The following is a 17,576-nucleotide window of genomic DNA, read 5'->3' as shown; positions in this document are numbered from 1 at the left end:
CATGGAATGGGACTGGGAGTTCGTCTGGGAGATCCTTCCACGCCTGCTCGACGGCATTCGGATCACGATCCTGGCGACGTTTCTGGGTTTTGCGTTGGCCGCCGTGCTTGGCCTGGTCATCGCCCTCGCACGACGCTCGCGCTCGAGATGGCTGGCGCTCCCCGTGGGCATTGCTGCCGACTTCATCCGGGGAACGCCTCTGCTGGTCCAGCTCTACATATTGTTCTTCGCGCTGCCGGGTGTAGGCATAATTTTGTCGCCTCTGCTTGCCGGCGTCATCGGACTTGGGCTGCACAATTCGACCTACATCGCGGAAGTCTATCGCGCCGGCATCGAGAGTGTGTCGCGGGGCCAGTGGGAAGCGGCGCGTGCCTGCAATCTTAGCCTGGTCCAGACATGGCGCCATGTCGTCCTGCCCCAAGCGCTCCCGCCTATGATCCCGGCCTTGTCGAACTATTTGATCGCCATGTTCAAAGAGACGCCGCTTCTCTCGGCGATCACGGTCTATGAAGTGATGGGTGAGGCCCGGGCGATCGCCACCACCACGTACCGGTACATCGAGCCGATCACCCTGGTCGGCATATTCTTTCTCGTTATCAGCCTTGTATGCGCTTACCTGGCGCGCCTGCTCGAACGGCGAATGCGCATAGCTTCCTGACGGATACGCTTTATCAGATGGGCAACATGGCGCTAATCGCTGCCGTAGCCGCCGCATTTAACGGGCGCGCCCGGCGCCCTGTTTGCGCTGCCTCAAATCTCGTTCTTGCTATGATACAATATCGGTATTGACATGATGATTTGTATAGAACATTTGGTATGCACAATCTGCCAAGCCCGCCTCGACATCGCTGCGCGAAGGAAAACCAGACCGGGAGAAGACCATGATACCAGAGACAATGAAGGCCGTAGCACTGATCGGCCATGGCGGCAGCGACAAGCTCGTCTACGGAGATGTTCCTGTCCCTTCAGTCGGCCCGGATGAGGTTCTTATCGAAGTCACCGCGTGTGGCCTGAACAACACCGATGTCTGGGTTCGCGAGGGAGCTTATGGAACGGACGACGATCCAGAAGCCGTGTCCACCTGGCGGCGCGGCCGCTCGACGCTGACTTTTCCTCGCGTTCAAGGAGCCGACATCGTTGGCAGGATCGTGGCTGTGGGAAACGATGTTCCGGCCGACCGGGTTGGAGCGCGCGTCATCGTCGATGCCTCGATCTACAACCGTGACGACGACAGTCTCGCCGATATCGACTACATCGGACACGGGCGTGACGGCGGCTTTGCCGAATACGTCGCCGTGCCGTCAGCGAACGCGCATGTCGTTGATTCACCCTATTCGGATGCCGAGCTTGCTACGTTCTGGTGCGCCTACCACACCGGAGAGCAGATGCTGGAGCGGGCGGACGTCCGCCTTGGCGAGACCGTGCTGATAACCGGCGCTTCAGGAGGAGTCGGATCCGGGCTCATCCAGCTTACCCGTGCGCGCGGCGCCATCCCTTTCGCGATGGTCAGCCGGGGCAAGGAACAGGCGGTGCTGAATCTGGGTGCGGAAGGCGTGATTCTGCGTGAGACGGAGGACTTTGCGGCGGACCTGCGCGGCATCTTGCAAGGCAGGCCGCTCGACGTGGTCGCGGACCTGGTCGGCGGCGCAATGTTTCCCAAGCTCCTCAACGCACTCCGGCCGGAAGGCAGGTACACGACCGCCGGTGCCATCGGCGGCCCTGTCGTGCAGCTCGACCTGCGCACGATGTATCTGAAGCAACTGCAACTGCATGGATCGTCGCAGGGCACGCGTGCAGCCTTTGCACGCGTTCTCGACTACATCCGCAGCGGCACCATCAAGCCGGTGCTGGCGGCGACGTTCCCGCTTTCGCAATTCCACCACGCGCAGAAGCAGTTCATGGCCAAGGGCTTCGTCGGGAATATCGTCGTCATTCCGGACCGGCATTTCGTCGAGCCGGCGCGTGGGATGAGCCTGGATCGGTCCGTGCTTGGTTGCTGCCGCGCTTGAATGCAGCAACGGCAGGTCGCGAATTGCTCGCCGACGCCGCGCTGGCGTCATCCGTTGCGCGGCCTGCCGGACTTTGAACGCCAGGCTACCGTCGCCCCAGCAGGCTCTTCATCCGGTTGCGCAGGAGGCGCGCCATGTTGCGGGTTTCGCGATAGAGGTGAAGCTGCGATGCCGCCTGGCGGGCGAGGCGGTCGGCGTCCGGCGTCAGGCCGATGACCAGCGTGCCGATCGGCCTGCGTTCCATCCAGAGCCGGCTCATGACCGGATGGTCGGGCACGGCGCAGGAATCGCTCATTATGATGTTTGGATCGTCGAGATGCTGCCTGGTCACCTCGATCATCAAGAGCGTGCCCGGCGAATAGGCGGCAAGCGTCTCGTCATAGGCCGTCTTCCAGGTATAGGCGACGCCGGCTTCGACGAAGACGATCAGGCTGGCGATGGTGCGGTCGTCGAGCGTCAGCGAATGGATGCGGCACAGGTCCTGCTCGGCCAGCCGGTGCACGGCCTCGCGGGCAAAGGCGGCGCGGTAGCGGTCGACGGCCATGGCGGTGCGCTCGCGGCCTTTCCAGCCTGCTGCTTCCAGCGTCAGGAAGCGTTCGATAGCATGGCGGATGTTTTCCGGTCCGCGCGCCACCAGATGCTCCAGCCGGCCGAGGTCGGCGAGGCGGCGTTTCAGGCGGCGGAACTCGCGATAGTGGTGCGAGCGCAGCGAGGTCTTCAGATATTTATCGCCGTCGAGCTCGCTTTCGAGCATCGGGCGTTCGGCCTTCCCAGTGGTGACCAGCGTCAGGCCACGCGTTTCAGCGACGGTGGCCAGCAGGCTGGCCACCGGGCCGTCGAGCCGGATGTCGGGCAGGACAAAGACTTTCGGCAATTTGAGATGCGGCCGCGACAGCATCGAGAAGAAATCCTCGATGACGCCGACTGGATCGTCACGGTCGACCAGCGGCGTGCCGATCGGGCCGAACGGGCTCGACCATGTGCGCATCACCCGCACGCCGAGCGGCATTGCCGGCCGCTCGACCGAGAACGGCACCAGCAAGCGCAGCCGGTTGCGGTATTCGTTGCCGTCGCGGATGACTGCCAGCCGCACCTCACGGTCTTCCAGCCGCGGCATGGCAGGCGCCAGGAAACGCGGGTTGAAGAAGACGTTGGGCTCGATCGTGCGGGTGCAGAGATAGTCGAGTTCCTCGACCAGATCGAAGCCGGCGGAGGCCGGGTAGACCGCCAGTTTGCGCTCGGGCCGGTCGTTGGCCAAGAGCTCGAGATGGGCGGGGTCGGCTTCGCGGGCGAGCCCTGCTAAGCCGGACACCATGGCGCCGGCCGGGCCGCCGCTGGTTTCCTCGAGCAACGGGATGGCAGCCATCATGCGGCTCCTTCGGCGGCTACGAAAATGGCCATGACGATGCCGAGCTTGCGCCACACCGTGAACGACAGGGCGACGGCCTCGAAGATCATGGCGAAAGTGGTGGCCATCGCCGCGCCCCACAGGCCGAAAAGCGGGATCAGCACCAGATTGAGGCCGATATTGAAGGCCAGCGTCATGGCGTAGACGGCGGCGCAGACGTTTTGGTGACCGCTCATGGTGAGCAGGCTTTCACAGGGGCCGACGGCGGCCCGCGCCACGACGCCGAACACCAGCAGGAACAACAGCGGATAGCCGGCGCTGAATTCAGGCCCGAACAAGGCCAGCATCGGCTGTCCCAACGCCAGCACCATCAGCGCCATGAACAGCGACGGCCAGAAGGTCCACGACACCGTTTCGCGGGCAAAGGCGGCGAGCTTTTCGGGCTCGCCATGGGTGAATTGCGCGTAGCGCTGGGCGACGCCGGCCTTGACCGCGAAATAGACGAAATGCACCAGCGCCAGCGTCTTGACCGTGGCGAAATAGACGGCAACGTCGTTAGGGTCCATATAGGCGCCAACCATCAGCACGTCGGCATTGGTGAGCAGGAAGAAGAAGCCTTCGACCAGGAAGATCGGCAGCGACACCAGGAACCACTGCGCGAAATGCACCTTTCTCGGCCCGGTCGGCATATTCCTGTCCATGCGCGCCGTGACGCCGATGAGTTGACCGAGCGTGGTGGCATAGGCGGCGGCGATCGAGGCGAAGATCGCGGTCCTGGCGTCGGGCGCAAAGCCCAGCAGAAGCATCAGCGCCATGAGCGCCAGGATCAGCACCGGCCGCACCAGATAGGTCGGCGCCAGCGCAAACAGCGCCCATGAGTTGGCCCGCGCCAGCCCCTGCAGTAGGTCGGACATGGCGATCATCGGCATGCAGATAAGGCCGAGGATGAACGGCACGACATAGTAATTTTCGATAAAGGGCGAGAGCAGCCAGACGCCGAGCGCGCCCACCCCGGCAATCGCCGTCGAGGCAATAAGCACGAACAGGCGGCTGGCCAGCACGATGCCGCGCAGTTCGGCCAGCATGTTGCGCTCGCGATATTCGGGAATGAAGCGGATGACCGAAGTGTGGAAGCCGAGGCAGGCGAGATTGCCGAGGATGACCATCGTCACCCAGACGAGGACGAAGATGCCGTATTCGAACGAACCCATCCAGCGCGCCATCAGCACCTGGCTGGCGAAGGCGATGACGGCGCTGACGATGCGGATGGAGAAGGCGATAAGCGACATGCGGCCGGCTTCGCCGCGCTCGTCGGGGGTGAACAGCACGGCGTCGATGCGGCCAAGCAGCGGCTTTACACGCAGCGCAAGGCGCTGCGGCAAGAACCGCCCGGCTGTCGTCGCCGCGGAAAAGCGCACCCTGATTACACTCCGTTTTCCGCCTCTTTTCTGGGTTTGGGTCTAACGAAGACAGATTAAGAAACGGTTGGATGGGGTGGATGCCTCGGGACAAGGTGGCCGAGCTAAGCTCAACCGGATGGGAGGCACACCCTGGCACGACGGCGATCCATCAATAGCCAAACCGTCTTGGCGCTACGCGCCAGTCCACCTTTCCGCAAGGTGAAAAGGAGAGGCGACACCGAAGTCTCATCGCAGGGTAGTAGGGTCAGTTAGAAATAAGCGAGAGCGCCGACTCTTCCACCGATCCACAATCGTAAGGACCGTCTTTGCTGCGATCGGCGAGTGGCCTATCAAACTCAACCCAGTATACGAGCTTCTCTCCATCGAAAAATGGCTCATATCGCGCCACGCCATCGATCCAGTCGCCGGTCAGGCTCGTAGCGTAGTCGGGTGCGGCTCGAACCGTGCCGGTGCCCCCTGAACCCCAACCATAGGAATTGGTGATAAGCACTCGGTCGCCGTCAGAGAATTTAGCCACTATTTCACCTGCTTTGTAGGGACGGCGTACCGCCGGCTTTCGGCTCCCTTCGCCTCGATCAGCGCGACGATATCGCTGACTTGCCAAAGCTTGCTAGTGACACCAGCCGCCGTCGCCGGAGACGGTGGGACAGCGCCCCCCTCTGGTCGCCTGAGATCTCCCCCTCAGGTGGGGAGATTGGCTAATCGCGAAGGCCTTCGCCGCCCCTCATCCGCCCTTCGGGCACCTTCTCCCCGTGAACGGGGAGAAGGAAGCTTACGCAAACGCACCGTGGCAGTGCTTGAACTTTTTCCCCGAACCACATGGGCAGGCTTCGTTGCGGCCGACCTTGCCCCAGGTGGCGGGGTTGTTGGGGTCGCGGTTTTCGGGGGCGACGATGGTGTTGGTCTCCTGGCGGATCAAAAGCCCGGTCTCGCCGAAATCGTCCTCGCCGGTGGTGCCGTCGATATGGCTGCCGAACATGTCGGGCGCTTCGGGCGGCGGGGCTTCGGCGGCCTGACGGACCAGCTCGACGCGCATCAGCTGCGCGGTGACGGCCTGGCGCAGATTGCCCAGCATTGCCTGGAACAGCTCGAACGCCTCGCCCTTGTATTCCTGCAGCGGGTCGCGCTGGGCATAGCCGCGGAAGCCGACGACCGAACGCAGATGGTCGAGGTTGACGATGTGCTCGCGCCACAGGTGATCGAGCGTCTGCAGCACCACGGAACGCTCGACATAGGTCATCACGTCGGGGCCGAAACGCTCGGCGCGCTCCTTGGCCGCCGTTTCGGCGGCCTGGGCGATGCGCTCGCGGATGTCGTCCTCGGCGATGCCCTCTTCCTTGACCCAGTCATCGACGGGCAGGTCGAGGTTGAGGAATTCGGCGACTTCGGCCTTGAGGCCGGCGACGTTCCACTGCTCGGCATAGGCGTTTTCGGGAATAGCCTTGGCGACGATCTCGTCGATGACGCCTTCGCGCATCTCGGCAATGGTTTCGGACAGGCCTTCGCCGTCCATCAGTTCGAGGCGCTGCTCGAACACCACCTTGCGCTGATCGTTGGCCACGTCGTCATATTTCAGCAGGTTCTTGCGGATGTCGAAGTTGCGCGCCTCGACCTTCTTCTGCGCCTTTTCCAGCGCCTTGTTGATCCAGGGGTGGATGATCGCCTCGTCTTCCTTGAGGCCGAGCTTCTGCAGCATGCCGTCCATGCGCTCGGAGCCGAAGATGCGCATCAAATCGTCCTGCAGCGACAGGAAGAATTTCGAGCGCCCTGGATCGCCCTGGCGGCCTGAGCGGCCCCTGAGCTGGTTGTCGATACGGCGCGACTCGTGGCGCTCGGTGGCGAGCACGTAGAGGCCGCCGGCGGCCAGCGCCTTTTCCTTCAGCCGCTGCACGTCCTCGCGGATTTCCTTTTCCTTGGCTTCGCGCTCGGGACCGTCAGGCATATCGCCAAGCTCCTCGGCGATGCGCATGTCGGCATTGCCGCCGAGCTGGATGTCGGTGCCGCGGCCGGCCATGTTGGTGGCGATGGTGATGGCGCCGGGTTTGCCGGCCTGGGCGACGATCGCGGCTTCGCGCTCGTGGTGGCGGGCGTTCAGCACCTCGAAATCTTTGAAGCCTTCCTTGCGCAGGCGCTCGGCCAGCTGCTCGGATTTTTCGATGGAGGTGGTGCCGACCAGCGTCGGCTGACCTTTCTCGCGGGCTTCCTTAATCTCCTTGACGATGGCCTTGTACTTCTCCTCGACCGTCCGGTAGACCTCGTCGTCCTCGTCAATGCGGACGACCGGCAGGTTGGTCGGGATCTCGGTGACTTCGAGGCCGTAGATATTGCCGAATTCCTCGGCCTCGGTCAGCGCCGTGCCGGTCATGCCGGCGAGCTTCTTGTAGAGGCGGAAATAGTTCTGGAAGGTGACGGAGGCGAGCGTCTGGTTCTCCGGCTGGATCGCCACATGCTCCTTGGCTTCGAGCGCCTGGTGCAGGCCTTCCGAATAGCGGCGGCCCGGCATCATGCGGCCGGTGAATTCGTCGATGATGACGATTTCGCCGTTGCGCACGATGTAATCCTTGTCCCTCTGGAACAGCTGGTGCGCCTTCAGCGCGTTGTTGACGTGGTGGACGATGGCGACGTTCTCGACGTCGTAGAGGGACTCGCCCTTGAGCAGGCCGGCGTCGCGCAGAAGGTTTTCCAGCTTCTCGGTGCCTTCCTCGGTGAAGATCGAGGTCTTCTGCTTCTCATCGATCTCGTAATCGGCCGGGTCGAGCTTCAGCATGAAGGCATCGATGGTGTTGTACATTTCAGAGCGGTCTTCGAGCGGGCCGGAAATGATCAGCGGCGTGCGCGCCTCGTCGACCAGGATGGAATCGACCTCGTCGACGATCGCGTAGCTGTGGCCGCGCTGCACCATCTGGGCGCGCTCGAACTTCATGTTGTCGCGCAGATAGTCGAAGCCGAGCTCGTTATTGGTGGCGTAGGTGACGTCGGCGGCATAGGCGGCGGCGCGTTCCTCATCGGACAAGCCGTGGACGATAACGCCGACGCTAAGGCCGAGGAATTTGTAGACGCGGCCCATCCATTCGGAGTCACGCGTGGCCAGATAGTCGTTGACGGTGACGACATGGACGCCCTTGCCGGCGAGCGCGTTGAGATAGACGGGGAGCGTGGCGACCAGCGTCTTGCCTTCGCCGGTACGCATCTCGGCGATGCCGCCATTGTGCAGCACCATACCGCCGATCAGCTGAACATCGAACGGCCGCATGCCGAGCACGCGGCGCGCCGCCTCGCGCACGGTGGCGAAGGCCGGCACCAGCAGGTCGTCGAGACTGGCGCCGTTGGCGACATCCTGGCGGAATTTTTCCGTGCGGGCCGTCAGCTCGGCGTCGGAGAGCGCCCGCATCTCGTTTTCCATGGCATTGATCGCTTCGACGCGCGGCCGCGTCGACTTGACCCGACGATCGTTGGAGGAGCCGAAAACCTTACGGGCGAGACCGCCAAAACTGACCATTCAATGGTCCTTTCGATAGCATTCCAAAGTCGTTGCGACGGGTGCCGGGCGGCCCCATCAAATCCACGTGAAACGCGGACAAACGCAAAAAGCGCCCGGAAAACGGTTCTGGACGCAAAGTCGTTGGACAGATAAGAGGGGGCTCAATCGATGTCAACGGCGCGCTCGCCCTGTCGACCGTGCCAAATTCCGCCACAATCCGGCTGGTCTTGAAGCCATTCCGCTCTAGCTATCCCCATTGGAGTTAATCGTATGTCCCCATTGTTCCGCCGCGCGTCGCTCGCCAGCCTCGGCCTGGCATTCGGGCTGTCGGCCCTGTCGCTGTCGCCGCTGATGGCGCAGGACACCACCGCCCCCGCCCAACCGGCCGCCCCCGCCCAGCCGGCAGCACCTGTCGATCCGAACGCTGTGGTCGCCACGATCAACGGCCAGACGCTGACCGAGGCAGACCTTGCGCTTGCCGAAGGCGAGCTGTCGCAGCAGTTCGCGCAGATGCCGCCCGAACAGCGCCGCGCCGCAGCACTTTCGGCGGCGATCGAAATCAAGGTCATGGCAACCCAGGCGGTCACCAGCGGCCTCGACAAGGATCCCGACTTCCAGCGCCGCATGGCATTCCTGCAGCAGCGCGCGCTGCATGGCGAAATGGTCGAAAAGGATGTCGTCGACAAGGTCACCGATGCCGAGGTTCGCGCCCGCTACGACCAGGAAATCGCCAACACGCCGCCGGCCAACGAGGTGCATGCCCGTCACATCCTCGTGAAGACGAAGGAAGAAGCCGACGCGATCATCAAGCAGCTCGACGGCGGCGCCGATTTCCAGAAGCTCGCCAATGAGCACACCAGCGATCCCTCAGGCAAGACCAGCGGCGGCGACCTCGGCTGGTTCGGTCCTGGACAGATGGTGCCGGAGTTCGACAAGGCGGCCTCCGCGCTGGCGGTCGGCAAATATACGGAGCAGCCGGTGCAAACGCAGTTCGGCTGGCACGTCATCAAGGTCGAGGACAAGCGCGCCAAGCAGCCGCCGGCTTTCGACGCCGTCAAGGACCAGGCCCGTCAGGCGGTTATCCGCGACAAGTATATCGCGCTGGTCAAGACGCTGCGCGCCGACGCCAAAGTCGAGATCCCCGACGAGAAGCTGAAGCAGACGGTCGACGCGCTGGAAAACACCAAGTAGGCCCGCCATCGGCGAAGCTGCCGATCTCCCCCTTGCGGGGGGTTCCCGCGCAGCGGACGGAAAGCCAGTTGCTTGGCTTTCCGAACGCCGGCAGAGCAGAGCGGGTTTCCGACCTCTCAAGACTTGGGTTCCTGGCCCCACGAAAGTGGGGAGAGATGGCCGCGAAGCGGCCGGAGAGGGGCTTTCGTAGGGCGCAGTCCCGAGATCCTCCTCTTCCTCCTGCCTATCCTATCCCCTAACTATCCTATAATGCGTCGACGCCTTGAACGCCGCTGGATCGCCGCGTGCTCCTGTGGAGCGATGCCTTGTGTCACGTAGCGGACAGCTGTGCGTATGGTCGCTTCGTCTTCGTCGAGGCGATTGGTCAAAAGATGCTTCCAGGCAAAGGAGGCGAGCAGGTCGGCGACGAGCGCCGGATCGACATCGGCCGCGACTTCGCCTCTTGCCTTGGCGCGTTCGATCATCCGGCCGGTATGGACATGGCGTCCTTTCGTGTATTCGGCGAGGGCGGCGGCCACGGTTGCGTCCGACTGCGCCTCGGCGATCAACGATCTGAAGACGCTGCCTGATGGTGTTTCGCGCCAGTGCGAGAACAAGCTTTTCAGGAAGCCGACGAGATCATCCTCGAGGTTCCCGCTGTCGGGATTGTCGACGCGCTTGCCCCGCTGATAGACGTCGAAGAGCAAAGCGGCCTTGCTCGGCCACCAGCGGTAGATCGTTGGCTTTCCCGCACGCGCCCGCCGCGCCACCGCTTCGATCGAGAAGCCGGAATAACCGGCCTCGGACAGCACCGCCTCGGCGGCGTCGAGGATGGCGTCGGCGCTGTCGGGGCTGCGCCGCGGGCCAATCGATTTGCGGACCCGATCAACACCCATCCTGTTTCCCTTTGCCGATGATTTTTCGTCCGCAAACCATACATACTTTTCCCAGCGAAACGAAACGGCCCGTTTTGGATAAGGGAATGCATCGCTCCGATGATCGGGCGAAGCTCCCGGCACCGGCCGCAACGGCCGGGAAAACGCCCTTGCGCCGACGGCCGCTATCGGGCAAACCGGCGTTCCCTTGCGTTTTCCTCGCCCGAGGTCTTCATGTCCGCCACGATTTCGCCGCTCGCGCCGAAGAAATACCCCAAAATGCCTGCTATCGAGGGCGTCCGCATCGCTACCGCCGAGGCCGGGATAAAGTACAAGAATCGCACCGATCTGCTCGCCATGGTCTTCGATGCCGGCACCACGGTCGCCGGCGTGTTCACCAAGTCGAAATGCCCGTCGGCGCCGGTCGATTTCTGCCGGCAGAACCTTGGGCAGGGCATGGCGCGCGTGTTGGTCGTCAATTCCGGCAACGCCAACGCCTTTACCGGCAAGAAGGGCCGTAGCTCCACGGCAATGACCGGCGAGGCTGCAGCCAAGGCTGCCGGCTGTGCGCCGGATGAGGTGTTTCTGGCCTCTACCGGCGTCATCGGCGAGCCGCTGGATGCCGGCAAGTTCAGCCATCTGCTTGCCGGACTGGTCAAGGACGGCAGGCCGGATCTGTGGACTGAAGCCGCCAAGGCGATCATGACCACGGATACCTATCCAAAACTGGCGACCGCAACGGTGAAGCTCGGCGGCGCCGATGTCACCATCAACGGCATTGCCAAGGGCGCCGGCATGATCGCGCCGGACATGGCGACGATGCTCTCCTTCATCGCCACCGACGCGCCGATCGCAGCACCGGTGCTGCAGGATCTTTTATCGCGCGGCACGGCCAAGACTTTCAACGCCGTCACTGTGGACAGCGACACCTCGACCAGCGACACGTTGCTGATCTTCGCCACCGGCACCGCCGCCAGGCGCGGCGCGCCCGAGATCACGGATGCCGGAGATGCGCGCCTCGGCGCGTTCCGCCGCGGGCTCGGCAAGGTGCTGAAATCGCTGGCGCTGCAAGTGGTGCGCGATGGCGAGGGCGCCCGCAAGCAGGTCGAGGTCACCGTTACCGGCGCGAAATCGGCCCGCTCGGCCAAGCGCATCGCGCTGTCGATCGCCAACTCGCCGCTGGTCAAGACGGCGGTCGCCGGCGAGGACGCCAATTGGGGCCGCGTCGTCATGGCCGTCGGCAAGGCCGGCGAACCGGCCGACCGCGATCTTCTGTCGATCTGGTTCGGCGACAACAGGCTTGCGCATGAGGGCGAGCGCGATGCCGCCTATTCCGAAGAGGCGACGTCGGCCTACATGAAGCGCGACGAGATCCGCATCCGTGCCGATATCGGCATCGGCCGCGGCAAGGCGACGGTGTGGACTTGCGACCTCACCAAGGAGTATGTCGCCATCAACGGCGATTATCGGAGCTGATGGCGTTGGTTTCCAGACATCCGGCAAGCGTGCTTGCCATCGTGCGCCGCTACGAGGCGGCCGGCTTTCGCGCCTGGCCGGCGGCGGCCGTCCATTATGACGGCACCTGGGTGGTGCGGCTGACGGCGGGTCATCCGGCCAAGCGGCTGAATTCGGTCAACCCGCTCGATCCGGGCGACATCCAGCACATAGCCGAGCGCATCGGCCGCGCCAGCCGCCGTTTCGACGCCTATGGTCGGCCGCTGACCTTCCGCATATCGCCGCTGTCGGGGCCGGTCCTTTCCAAGCATCTCGACAGCGAAGGCTGGAGCATATTCGACGAATCGCTGGTGATGCGGCTGCCGCTGGCGGACGCCCAGCTCGATGCCGCGATGGACCAGATTCCGCTGAAGGACATCAGCCGCTTCATCGGCGCGTCGCTCAAGGTGAGCGGCTCGGATGTGTCGCTGCGGCCGGGCCTGTCGGAAATCATCGGCGCCATCCAGCCGGAAGCCGGGCTGTTCGCGCTCGAAGAAGGCACCGAGCCGCTGGCGACGCTGATCTGCGTCCATGACGGCGATCTTGCCGGGCTGTTCGAGATCGCCACCGACAAATCGGTGCGCAACAAGGGCCATGGCCGCCACCTCATCCTGTCGGCGCTGAAATGGGCGCGGCTGCGCGGTGCCCGGGAAGCCTGGCTGCAGGTCGAGGCCGACAATGCGCCGGCGCTGGCGCTGTATCGTTCGCTCGGGTTCGACGAGGTCTATCGCTACCACTATCGCCGGCCGCCCGGCGCATGACCGGCGCTAATCCTGCCGGCAAGCGCCTGCTGCTGGTCGCAGCCTGCGCGCTGATCGATGCCGATGGCCGCGTGCTTTTGGCGCAGCGGCCCGAAGGCAAGCAACTCGCCGGCTTGTGGGAGTTTCCGGGCGGCAAGGTCGAGCCCGGCGAGACACCGGAAGAATGCCTCATCCGGGAGTTGTACGAGGAGATCGGCATCGAGACCGATATCCCCTGCCTGGCGCCATTCACTTTCGCCAGCCACTCCTATGATGATTTTCACCTGCTGATGCCGCTGTTCGTCTGCCGCCGCTTTCGCGGCATCGCGCACCCGAAGGAGGGGCAGGTGCTGAAATGGGTGCGGCCGCGCCAGATGCGCGATTTTCCGATGCCGCCGGCCGACGCGCCGCTGATCCAGTTCCTCATCGATCTTCTGTGATAGCGCCGTCACTGCCCGATTTGGACAGCGTTAATGGAAGATTTATCTCGCCGTGAAAAAACTGAAGCGCGGAAATCAAGGGAAGGTCGTGTTCGGCCTTCGCCGGAGAGCGGTAGCATGAGCGTCGACAGGGACTGGGATTCGATCCGACCCGAGCGCAATTACAGGGCTGTCAATGCCGGCATGGGCATATTGCGGATCACGCTGCTGTTCGGCTCTGCCGCGGTGGCGCTGGCTTTGATCGCTACGCCCTTCCTCGACAGCCGGATGCGACTGCGGTCCGACCGCGCCGATTTTGTCGGCGGCCTCGACAGGATGAGCACGGGGTCGATTGAAAGCAGGAACTCGATCGGCCATCGTGACACTTACACGCTGCGCAGGAGCGTGCTGCAGCCGCTGCCCAGTTCGGTCTGCGTGATACGCGACAGTGGCAAGCGCAGCGGCGACTGCTGATATCGTTTAAAACGGTCGTTTCATCGCCTGTTAAGCCTGTGCCATTAACCTTTCTTAACAGGTCGGCGCTAGGGTTCCGGCAGGCGGGATCGACGGCCATGAGAACATTGCTGCAACGATTTTTGGAAGACCAGGCCGGCGCGACGGTCATAGAATACGGCCTCATCGCGGCCGTGCTGTCGGTCGCCATCCTTGCCGGCGGCGGCCAGGCGTTCGATGCCCTCAAATCGCTGTTCGGCGACAGGCTTGCGAACGCTCTCCCGTAGTGATCATGACTGGGCTTCCCATCGATAGAATCCGATCAACGCCCTTCGGGATCTTCCAGGATTGTCTTCAGCGATATTTTTGCCGAGCCTGGCTTCAGCGGCTTTTGCTGCGAGGCGTCAGGTGCCCAGCCTGACATCCAGACGATCGGAAAACTCGCCCTGACGCGGCCATCGGTATCGGAAAACCGCTCGGCGTAGATTTCGGCGGCGCGGGCAAACAGCCTTCGTGTCCCCGGTCGCCTGCTGCGGTCGATGAGGGCGCTGGTCTCGCCCATCGCCCGCAGGTCCGCCATTAGCCCGAACAGCGAATCATAGCGCACCGTCACCGTCTCGACATCGGCGACGGGCAAGGCCAGGCCGGCGCGTTGCAAAAGCGCGCCGGCGTCGCGCACGTCGGTGAACGGGATGACGCGCGGGCTGGCGCCGCCATAAAGCTCGGTCTCGGCGGCGAGCAGGCTTTCGCGCAGTTCGGAAAGCGTGCCGACGCCGGCAAAAGCGCCGAGGAAAAGACCGTCCGGTTTCAGCGCGCGGCGGATCTGCACCAGCATGCCGGGTATGTCGTTCATTGCCTGAAGCGACAAAAGAGATACGGCGAGATCGAGGCTTTCCGGCTCGAACGGCACTGTCTCCAGCGGCGCCACCAATCCCTCAGCGTCGTCCAGGAACGCAGCGTCCGCCTCGACGCGCGCGATCTGCGCCACCTTGCCGCTTGTCGCGAGCACGTCGACCGCTGCCGGCATCTGGCAAAACAGCACGGCCGCTCGGTCGAATTTGCGCTCGACGGCGCCCAGCCGATCGGCAAGCTCTTCGGCCGCCCGTCGCATCAGGAAATCCGCGCCGGCAGCCGGATTGGAGAGCGCCCGGCGCTTGTGCGCCAGCCAGAGAGACGTATCGACTATGGGCTGCAACTGACGGTTCCTGGTTTCCGCTCTCTGATATAGGGTGGCGGACAACGAACCACGTGGCCGATCCAATGCCAGATATCAAGAGTATCGCTCGAAAGGCATTGGACTGGCCGGCGCGTGTGCTGTTTCCGCCGGTTTGCGCCGGCTGCCGCCGGCATGTCTCGCAGCCCGGCGTGCTGTGCGGCGCCTGCTGGCCGAAGCTCAGGCTCCTGGAACGGCCATGGTGCCCGGTCATGGGCACGCCATTCATCCATCACATGGGCGAGGGTTTTCTGTCGGCCGAGGCGATCGCAGACCCGCCGCCCTTCGAGCGCGCACGGGCCGCGGTCGCTTACTCCGGTGTCGCCCGCCAGATGGTGCAAGGGTTGAAATACCAGGATCGCACCGATCTGGCGCCGTGGATGGCGCGCTGGATGCTGCGCGCCGGCGCCGAACTGACCGCGGAAGCCGATGTGGTCGTGCCGGTGCCGCTGCACTGGCGGCGCTTTTTCAGGCGCCAGTTCAACCAGTCTGCGGAACTGGCAAGGGCGGTATCGCAGCTTGGCGGCCTGCCTTTTGCGCCTTCCGCGGTCAGGCGCGTCAAACTCACGCGCCAACAGGTCGGGCTGGAGCGGCGGGAACGCGAGGAGAATGTGCGCGCCGCCTTCCGCGTGCCCGAGGAGGCCGAGATCGAGATCGCCGGCCGCCGGGTGCTCTTGATCGACGATGTCTATACCACCGGCGCCACTGTTCGCGCGGTCGCCAAGGCGCTGAAGAAGGGCGGCGCCGGGGCGGTCGACGTGCTGACCTTTGCGCGTGTGCTGCCGGGGGACTTTCGGGCCGACGAGTCCGCGACTATATAGATTGAAGATAGGCAGGATTGCTGACCGATGGTCGACGTGACGATCTATACACGGGTGATGTGCGGCTATTGCGCGGCGGCCAAGCGGCTGCTCGAACGCAAGGGCGTCGCCTACACCGAGCACGACGCCTCCTTCTCGCCGGAACTGCGCCGGGAAATGATTTCCCGCGCGAACGGCCGCTCGACCTTTCCGCAGATTTTCATCGGCGACACACATGTCGGCGGCTCCGACGATCTCCACGAATTGGAGGCGGAGGGCCGGCTGGACCGTCTGCTCGCCGATGGTTCGACGAATTGAGGATATGACGATGGGTGCTTTCAAGGCGGCGGCAATCCAGATGCGTTCCGGCATCAGCCCCGAGCGCAACGCGGTCGATCTGGAGCGGCTGGTGCGCGAGGCGGCTAGCCAGGGCGCGACCTATATCCAGTCACCGGAAATGACCGGTGCGCTGGTCCGCGACAAACAGGCGCGGGCCGCCTCGTTCACGTCCGAGGACAAGGACATCATCGTCGCGACCTCGCGGAAGCTGGCGAAAGAACTTGGCATTTTCCTGCATATCGGCTCGACCGCCATCCTGCGCGCCGACGGCAAGCTCGCCAATCGCGCGCTTCTGTTCGGGCCGAATGGCGCGACACTAGCCACCTACGACAAGATCCACATGTTCGACGTCGATCTCGACAATGGCGAGAGCTGGCGCGAATCGGCCGCCTACGAACCAGGCACCGAGGCCGTCGTCACCGAGATCAGCGGCGCCGGGATCGATGGCGCAAGGCTGGGTTTCGCCGTCTGCTACGATCTGCGCTTTCCGCAGCTCTTCCGCGCCGAGGCGCTGGCGGGCGCGGACATGCTTTCGGTGCCCGCCGCCTTCACCCGCCAGACCGGCGAAGCGCACTGGCACGTGCTGCTCAGGGCACGCGCCATCGAGAACGGCGCCTTTGTCGTCGCTGCGGCGCAAGGCGGACTGCACGAGGACGGCCGCGAAACCTATGGTCATTCGCTGATCGTCGATCCCTGGGGCCGGATCCTGGCAGAAGCTGCGCATGACGAGCCGGCCGTGATCGTCGCCGAGATCGACCCGGCGCAGTCGGTCGCCGCGCGCAAGAAGATCCCTAACCTGAAAAATGCGCGGGATTTTGCCGTCAACGGCGGATCGGCCGAGGCGCTGCCGCTCAGGGGTGCAGCATCTTGATCCGCTTTGCCCTGATCTGCGACCACGAGCACGAATTCGAGGGTTGGTTTCGCAGTAATGACGATTTCGACACCCAGAAGAAACGTGGCTTCGTCGATTGCCCGACTTGCGGCTCGCACAAGGTCGAGAAGGCGTTGATGGCTCCGGCCGTCTCCACCGGCCGCAAACAGGAAAAGATCGCGCTCGCCATGGGCGAGGCCCAGAAGCAGGCGCTGGCGCAATTGAAGGCGCTGGCCGAGAAGGTGCGCGAGAACGCCGATTATGTCGGCGACAAATTTGCCGAGGAAGCGCGCAAGATCCATTTCGGCGAGAGCGATCCGCGCGGCATCTATGGCGAGGCGACGCTGGAGGAGGCAAAGAGTCTGGCTGAGGACGGCGTCGAATTCATGCCGATTCCGAGCTTTCCCGACGAGCGGAACTGACAGGCTACCTCACACTCGCTATCAACTTCTCAAGCAGGCGAGCAAGCGTCTCCTGCTCCTGACGCGTCAGACCGGAAAGTATCTCGTGTTCGTTGGCGACGTGAGCGGCGACTGCTTCATCGATCAAGGCGAGACCTTTCGCGGTGAGCTGCACGACAATCCCGCGCCGATCGTTGGGATGCGGCCCGCGCATGATCAATCCTAACTTCTCCAGCCGGTCGAGCCGGTTGGTCATGGCGCCCGACGTCACCATCGTTGCTTCGTAGAGGACGGTTGGCGTCAGTGCGTAAGGTGATCCGGAACGGCGCAGCGTCGCCAGCACATCGAATTCCCCGGATTGCAGTCCGAAACGGGCAAACAGCGGAGCGAGGCGTTCTCGTGCTATCAGCGACGAGGCCTCGTTCAATCGTCCAAGCACGGCCATCGGCGAAACGTCCAGATCCGGCCGTTCGTTTTTCCACTGCTCGATGGCGTTCGCTGCACGATCCATCTATCTCACCATTAAATATCTTGACGTTAAG

At 63.7% G+C, this 17,576-nt stretch carries 19 protein-coding genes; 12 read left to right on the top strand and 7 right to left on the bottom strand.

Features of this window, described 5'->3' with window-relative positions; all coding sequences use genetic code 11:
• Position 1 precedes the first annotated feature (1 nt).
• Positions 2 to 658, top strand: a complete 657-nt coding sequence (ehuD, locus tag ABID19_RS30065) for an ectoine/hydroxyectoine ABC transporter permease subunit EhuD (protein ID WP_354494216.1) — start codon at positions 2 to 4, stop codon at positions 656 to 658.
• Positions 659 to 881: 223 nt separating this feature from the next.
• Positions 882 to 2,009, top strand: a complete 1,128-nt coding sequence (locus tag ABID19_RS30060; RefSeq protein WP_354494215.1) for an alcohol dehydrogenase family protein — start codon at positions 882 to 884, stop codon at positions 2,007 to 2,009.
• Positions 2,010 to 2,094: 85 nt separating this feature from the next.
• On the opposite strand, the gene ABID19_RS30055 is transcribed toward ABID19_RS30060, so the two are convergent.
• From ABID19_RS30055 to secA, 4 genes are all read right to left on the bottom strand, one after another.
• Positions 2,095 to 3,375, bottom strand: coding sequence for a GNAT family N-acetyltransferase (locus ABID19_RS30055; RefSeq protein ID WP_354494214.1), 1,281 nt, complete (start codon positions 3,373 to 3,375; stop codon positions 2,095 to 2,097).
• Positions 3,375 to 4,775 (bottom strand): lipopolysaccharide biosynthesis protein, encoded by a 1,401-nt coding sequence (locus ABID19_RS30050; protein WP_354494213.1) that lies wholly within the window; start codon positions 4,773 to 4,775, stop codon positions 3,375 to 3,377. The genes ABID19_RS30055 and ABID19_RS30050 overlap by 1 nt, the downstream gene beginning before the upstream one ends.
• Before the next feature lie 247 nt (positions 4,776 to 5,022).
• Complete coding sequence (locus tag ABID19_RS30045) at positions 5,023 to 5,295, bottom strand: hypothetical protein (RefSeq protein ID WP_354494212.1); 273 nt, start codon at positions 5,293 to 5,295, stop codon at positions 5,023 to 5,025.
• Between the two features lie 255 nt (positions 5,296 to 5,550).
• Positions 5,551 to 8,277 carry a preprotein translocase subunit SecA gene (secA, locus tag ABID19_RS30040; protein ID WP_354494211.1) on the bottom strand — a complete coding sequence of 909 codons (2,727 nt, stop codon included), beginning with the start codon at positions 8,275 to 8,277 and terminating at the stop codon, positions 5,551 to 5,553.
• A 252-nt stretch (positions 8,278 to 8,529) separates the two neighbouring features.
• Here secA and ABID19_RS30035 point away from each other — a divergent pair, with 252 nt between their 5' ends.
• Positions 8,530 to 9,450: a peptidylprolyl isomerase gene (locus tag ABID19_RS30035; protein ID WP_354494210.1), complete on the top strand. Its 921-nt coding sequence runs from the start codon at positions 8,530 to 8,532 to the stop codon at positions 9,448 to 9,450.
• A 239-nt stretch (positions 9,451 to 9,689) separates the two neighbouring features.
• Here ABID19_RS30035 and ABID19_RS30030 read toward each other — a convergent pair whose 3' ends face one another.
• Complete coding sequence (locus ABID19_RS30030) at positions 9,690 to 10,325, bottom strand: TetR/AcrR family transcriptional regulator (RefSeq protein WP_354494209.1); 636 nt, start codon at positions 10,323 to 10,325, stop codon at positions 9,690 to 9,692.
• A 213-nt stretch (positions 10,326 to 10,538) separates the two neighbouring features.
• On the opposite strand from ABID19_RS30030, the gene argJ reads away from it, so the two are divergent.
• The 5 genes from argJ (at position 10,539) to ABID19_RS30005 (ending at position 13,697) form a co-directional block, all read left to right on the top strand.
• Positions 10,539 to 11,780: a bifunctional glutamate N-acetyltransferase/amino-acid acetyltransferase ArgJ gene (gene argJ / locus ABID19_RS30025; RefSeq protein ID WP_354494208.1), complete on the top strand. Its 1,242-nt coding sequence runs from the start codon at positions 10,539 to 10,541 to the stop codon at positions 11,778 to 11,780.
• Positions 11,780 to 12,559, top strand: coding sequence for a GNAT family N-acetyltransferase (locus tag ABID19_RS30020; RefSeq protein ID WP_354494207.1), 780 nt, complete (start codon positions 11,780 to 11,782; stop codon positions 12,557 to 12,559). Before argJ ends, ABID19_RS30020 begins: the two co-directional genes overlap by 1 nt.
• Positions 12,556 to 12,978, top strand: a complete 423-nt coding sequence (locus tag ABID19_RS30015; protein ID WP_354494206.1) for a (deoxy)nucleoside triphosphate pyrophosphohydrolase — start codon at positions 12,556 to 12,558, stop codon at positions 12,976 to 12,978. Before ABID19_RS30020 ends, ABID19_RS30015 begins: the two co-directional genes overlap by 4 nt.
• A gap of 117 nt (positions 12,979 to 13,095) precedes the next feature.
• Complete coding sequence (locus ABID19_RS30010) at positions 13,096 to 13,431, top strand: hypothetical protein (protein ID WP_354494205.1); 336 nt, start codon at positions 13,096 to 13,098, stop codon at positions 13,429 to 13,431.
• Positions 13,432 to 13,529: 98 nt separating this feature from the next.
• Positions 13,530 to 13,697: a Flp family type IVb pilin gene (locus ABID19_RS30005; protein ID WP_354494204.1), complete on the top strand. Its 168-nt coding sequence runs from the start codon at positions 13,530 to 13,532 to the stop codon at positions 13,695 to 13,697.
• A gap of 35 nt (positions 13,698 to 13,732) precedes the next feature.
• Here the strand turns inward: ABID19_RS30005 and ABID19_RS30000 are convergent, their stop codons facing one another.
• Complete coding sequence (locus ABID19_RS30000) at positions 13,733 to 14,605, bottom strand: methyltransferase domain-containing protein (protein ID WP_354494203.1); 873 nt, start codon at positions 14,603 to 14,605, stop codon at positions 13,733 to 13,735.
• Positions 14,606 to 14,658: 53 nt separating this feature from the next.
• Between ABID19_RS30000 and ABID19_RS29995 the strand changes: the two genes are divergently transcribed.
• The 4 genes from ABID19_RS29995 to ABID19_RS29980 are packed head-to-tail and all read left to right on the top strand — an operon-like array spanning position 14,659 to position 17,055.
• Positions 14,659 to 15,444, top strand: a complete 786-nt coding sequence (locus ABID19_RS29995; protein ID WP_352937375.1) for a ComF family protein — start codon at positions 14,659 to 14,661, stop codon at positions 15,442 to 15,444.
• 27 nt (positions 15,445 to 15,471) lie between these two features.
• Entirely contained in the window at positions 15,472 to 15,741 is a 270-nt protein-coding gene (gene grxC, locus ABID19_RS29990) for a glutaredoxin 3 (RefSeq protein ID WP_354494201.1), read from the top strand.
• A 10-nt stretch (positions 15,742 to 15,751) separates the two neighbouring features.
• Positions 15,752 to 16,633 carry a carbon-nitrogen hydrolase family protein gene (locus ABID19_RS29985; protein WP_354494200.1) on the top strand — a complete coding sequence of 294 codons (882 nt, stop codon included), beginning with the start codon at positions 15,752 to 15,754 and terminating at the stop codon, positions 16,631 to 16,633.
• On the top strand, positions 16,630 to 17,055 hold the full coding sequence (locus ABID19_RS29980; RefSeq protein ID WP_352937371.1) for a DUF1178 family protein: 426 nt from the start codon (positions 16,630 to 16,632) through the stop codon (positions 17,053 to 17,055). The genes ABID19_RS29985 and ABID19_RS29980 overlap by 4 nt, the downstream gene beginning before the upstream one ends.
• Positions 17,056 to 17,059: 4 nt before the next feature.
• Here the strand turns inward: ABID19_RS29980 and ABID19_RS29975 are convergent, their stop codons facing one another.
• Positions 17,060 to 17,545, bottom strand: coding sequence for a MarR family winged helix-turn-helix transcriptional regulator (locus tag ABID19_RS29975; protein ID WP_354494198.1), 486 nt, complete (start codon positions 17,543 to 17,545; stop codon positions 17,060 to 17,062).
• Positions 17,546 to 17,576 lie beyond the last annotated feature (31 nt).

Source organism: Mesorhizobium robiniae, assembly GCF_040545535.1.
Classification (GTDB): Bacteria; Pseudomonadota; Alphaproteobacteria; order Rhizobiales; family Rhizobiaceae; genus Mesorhizobium; species Mesorhizobium robiniae.
The sequence above is the reverse complement of the archived record's forward strand: the minus strand, read 5'-3'. Positions and strand labels throughout refer to the sequence as shown.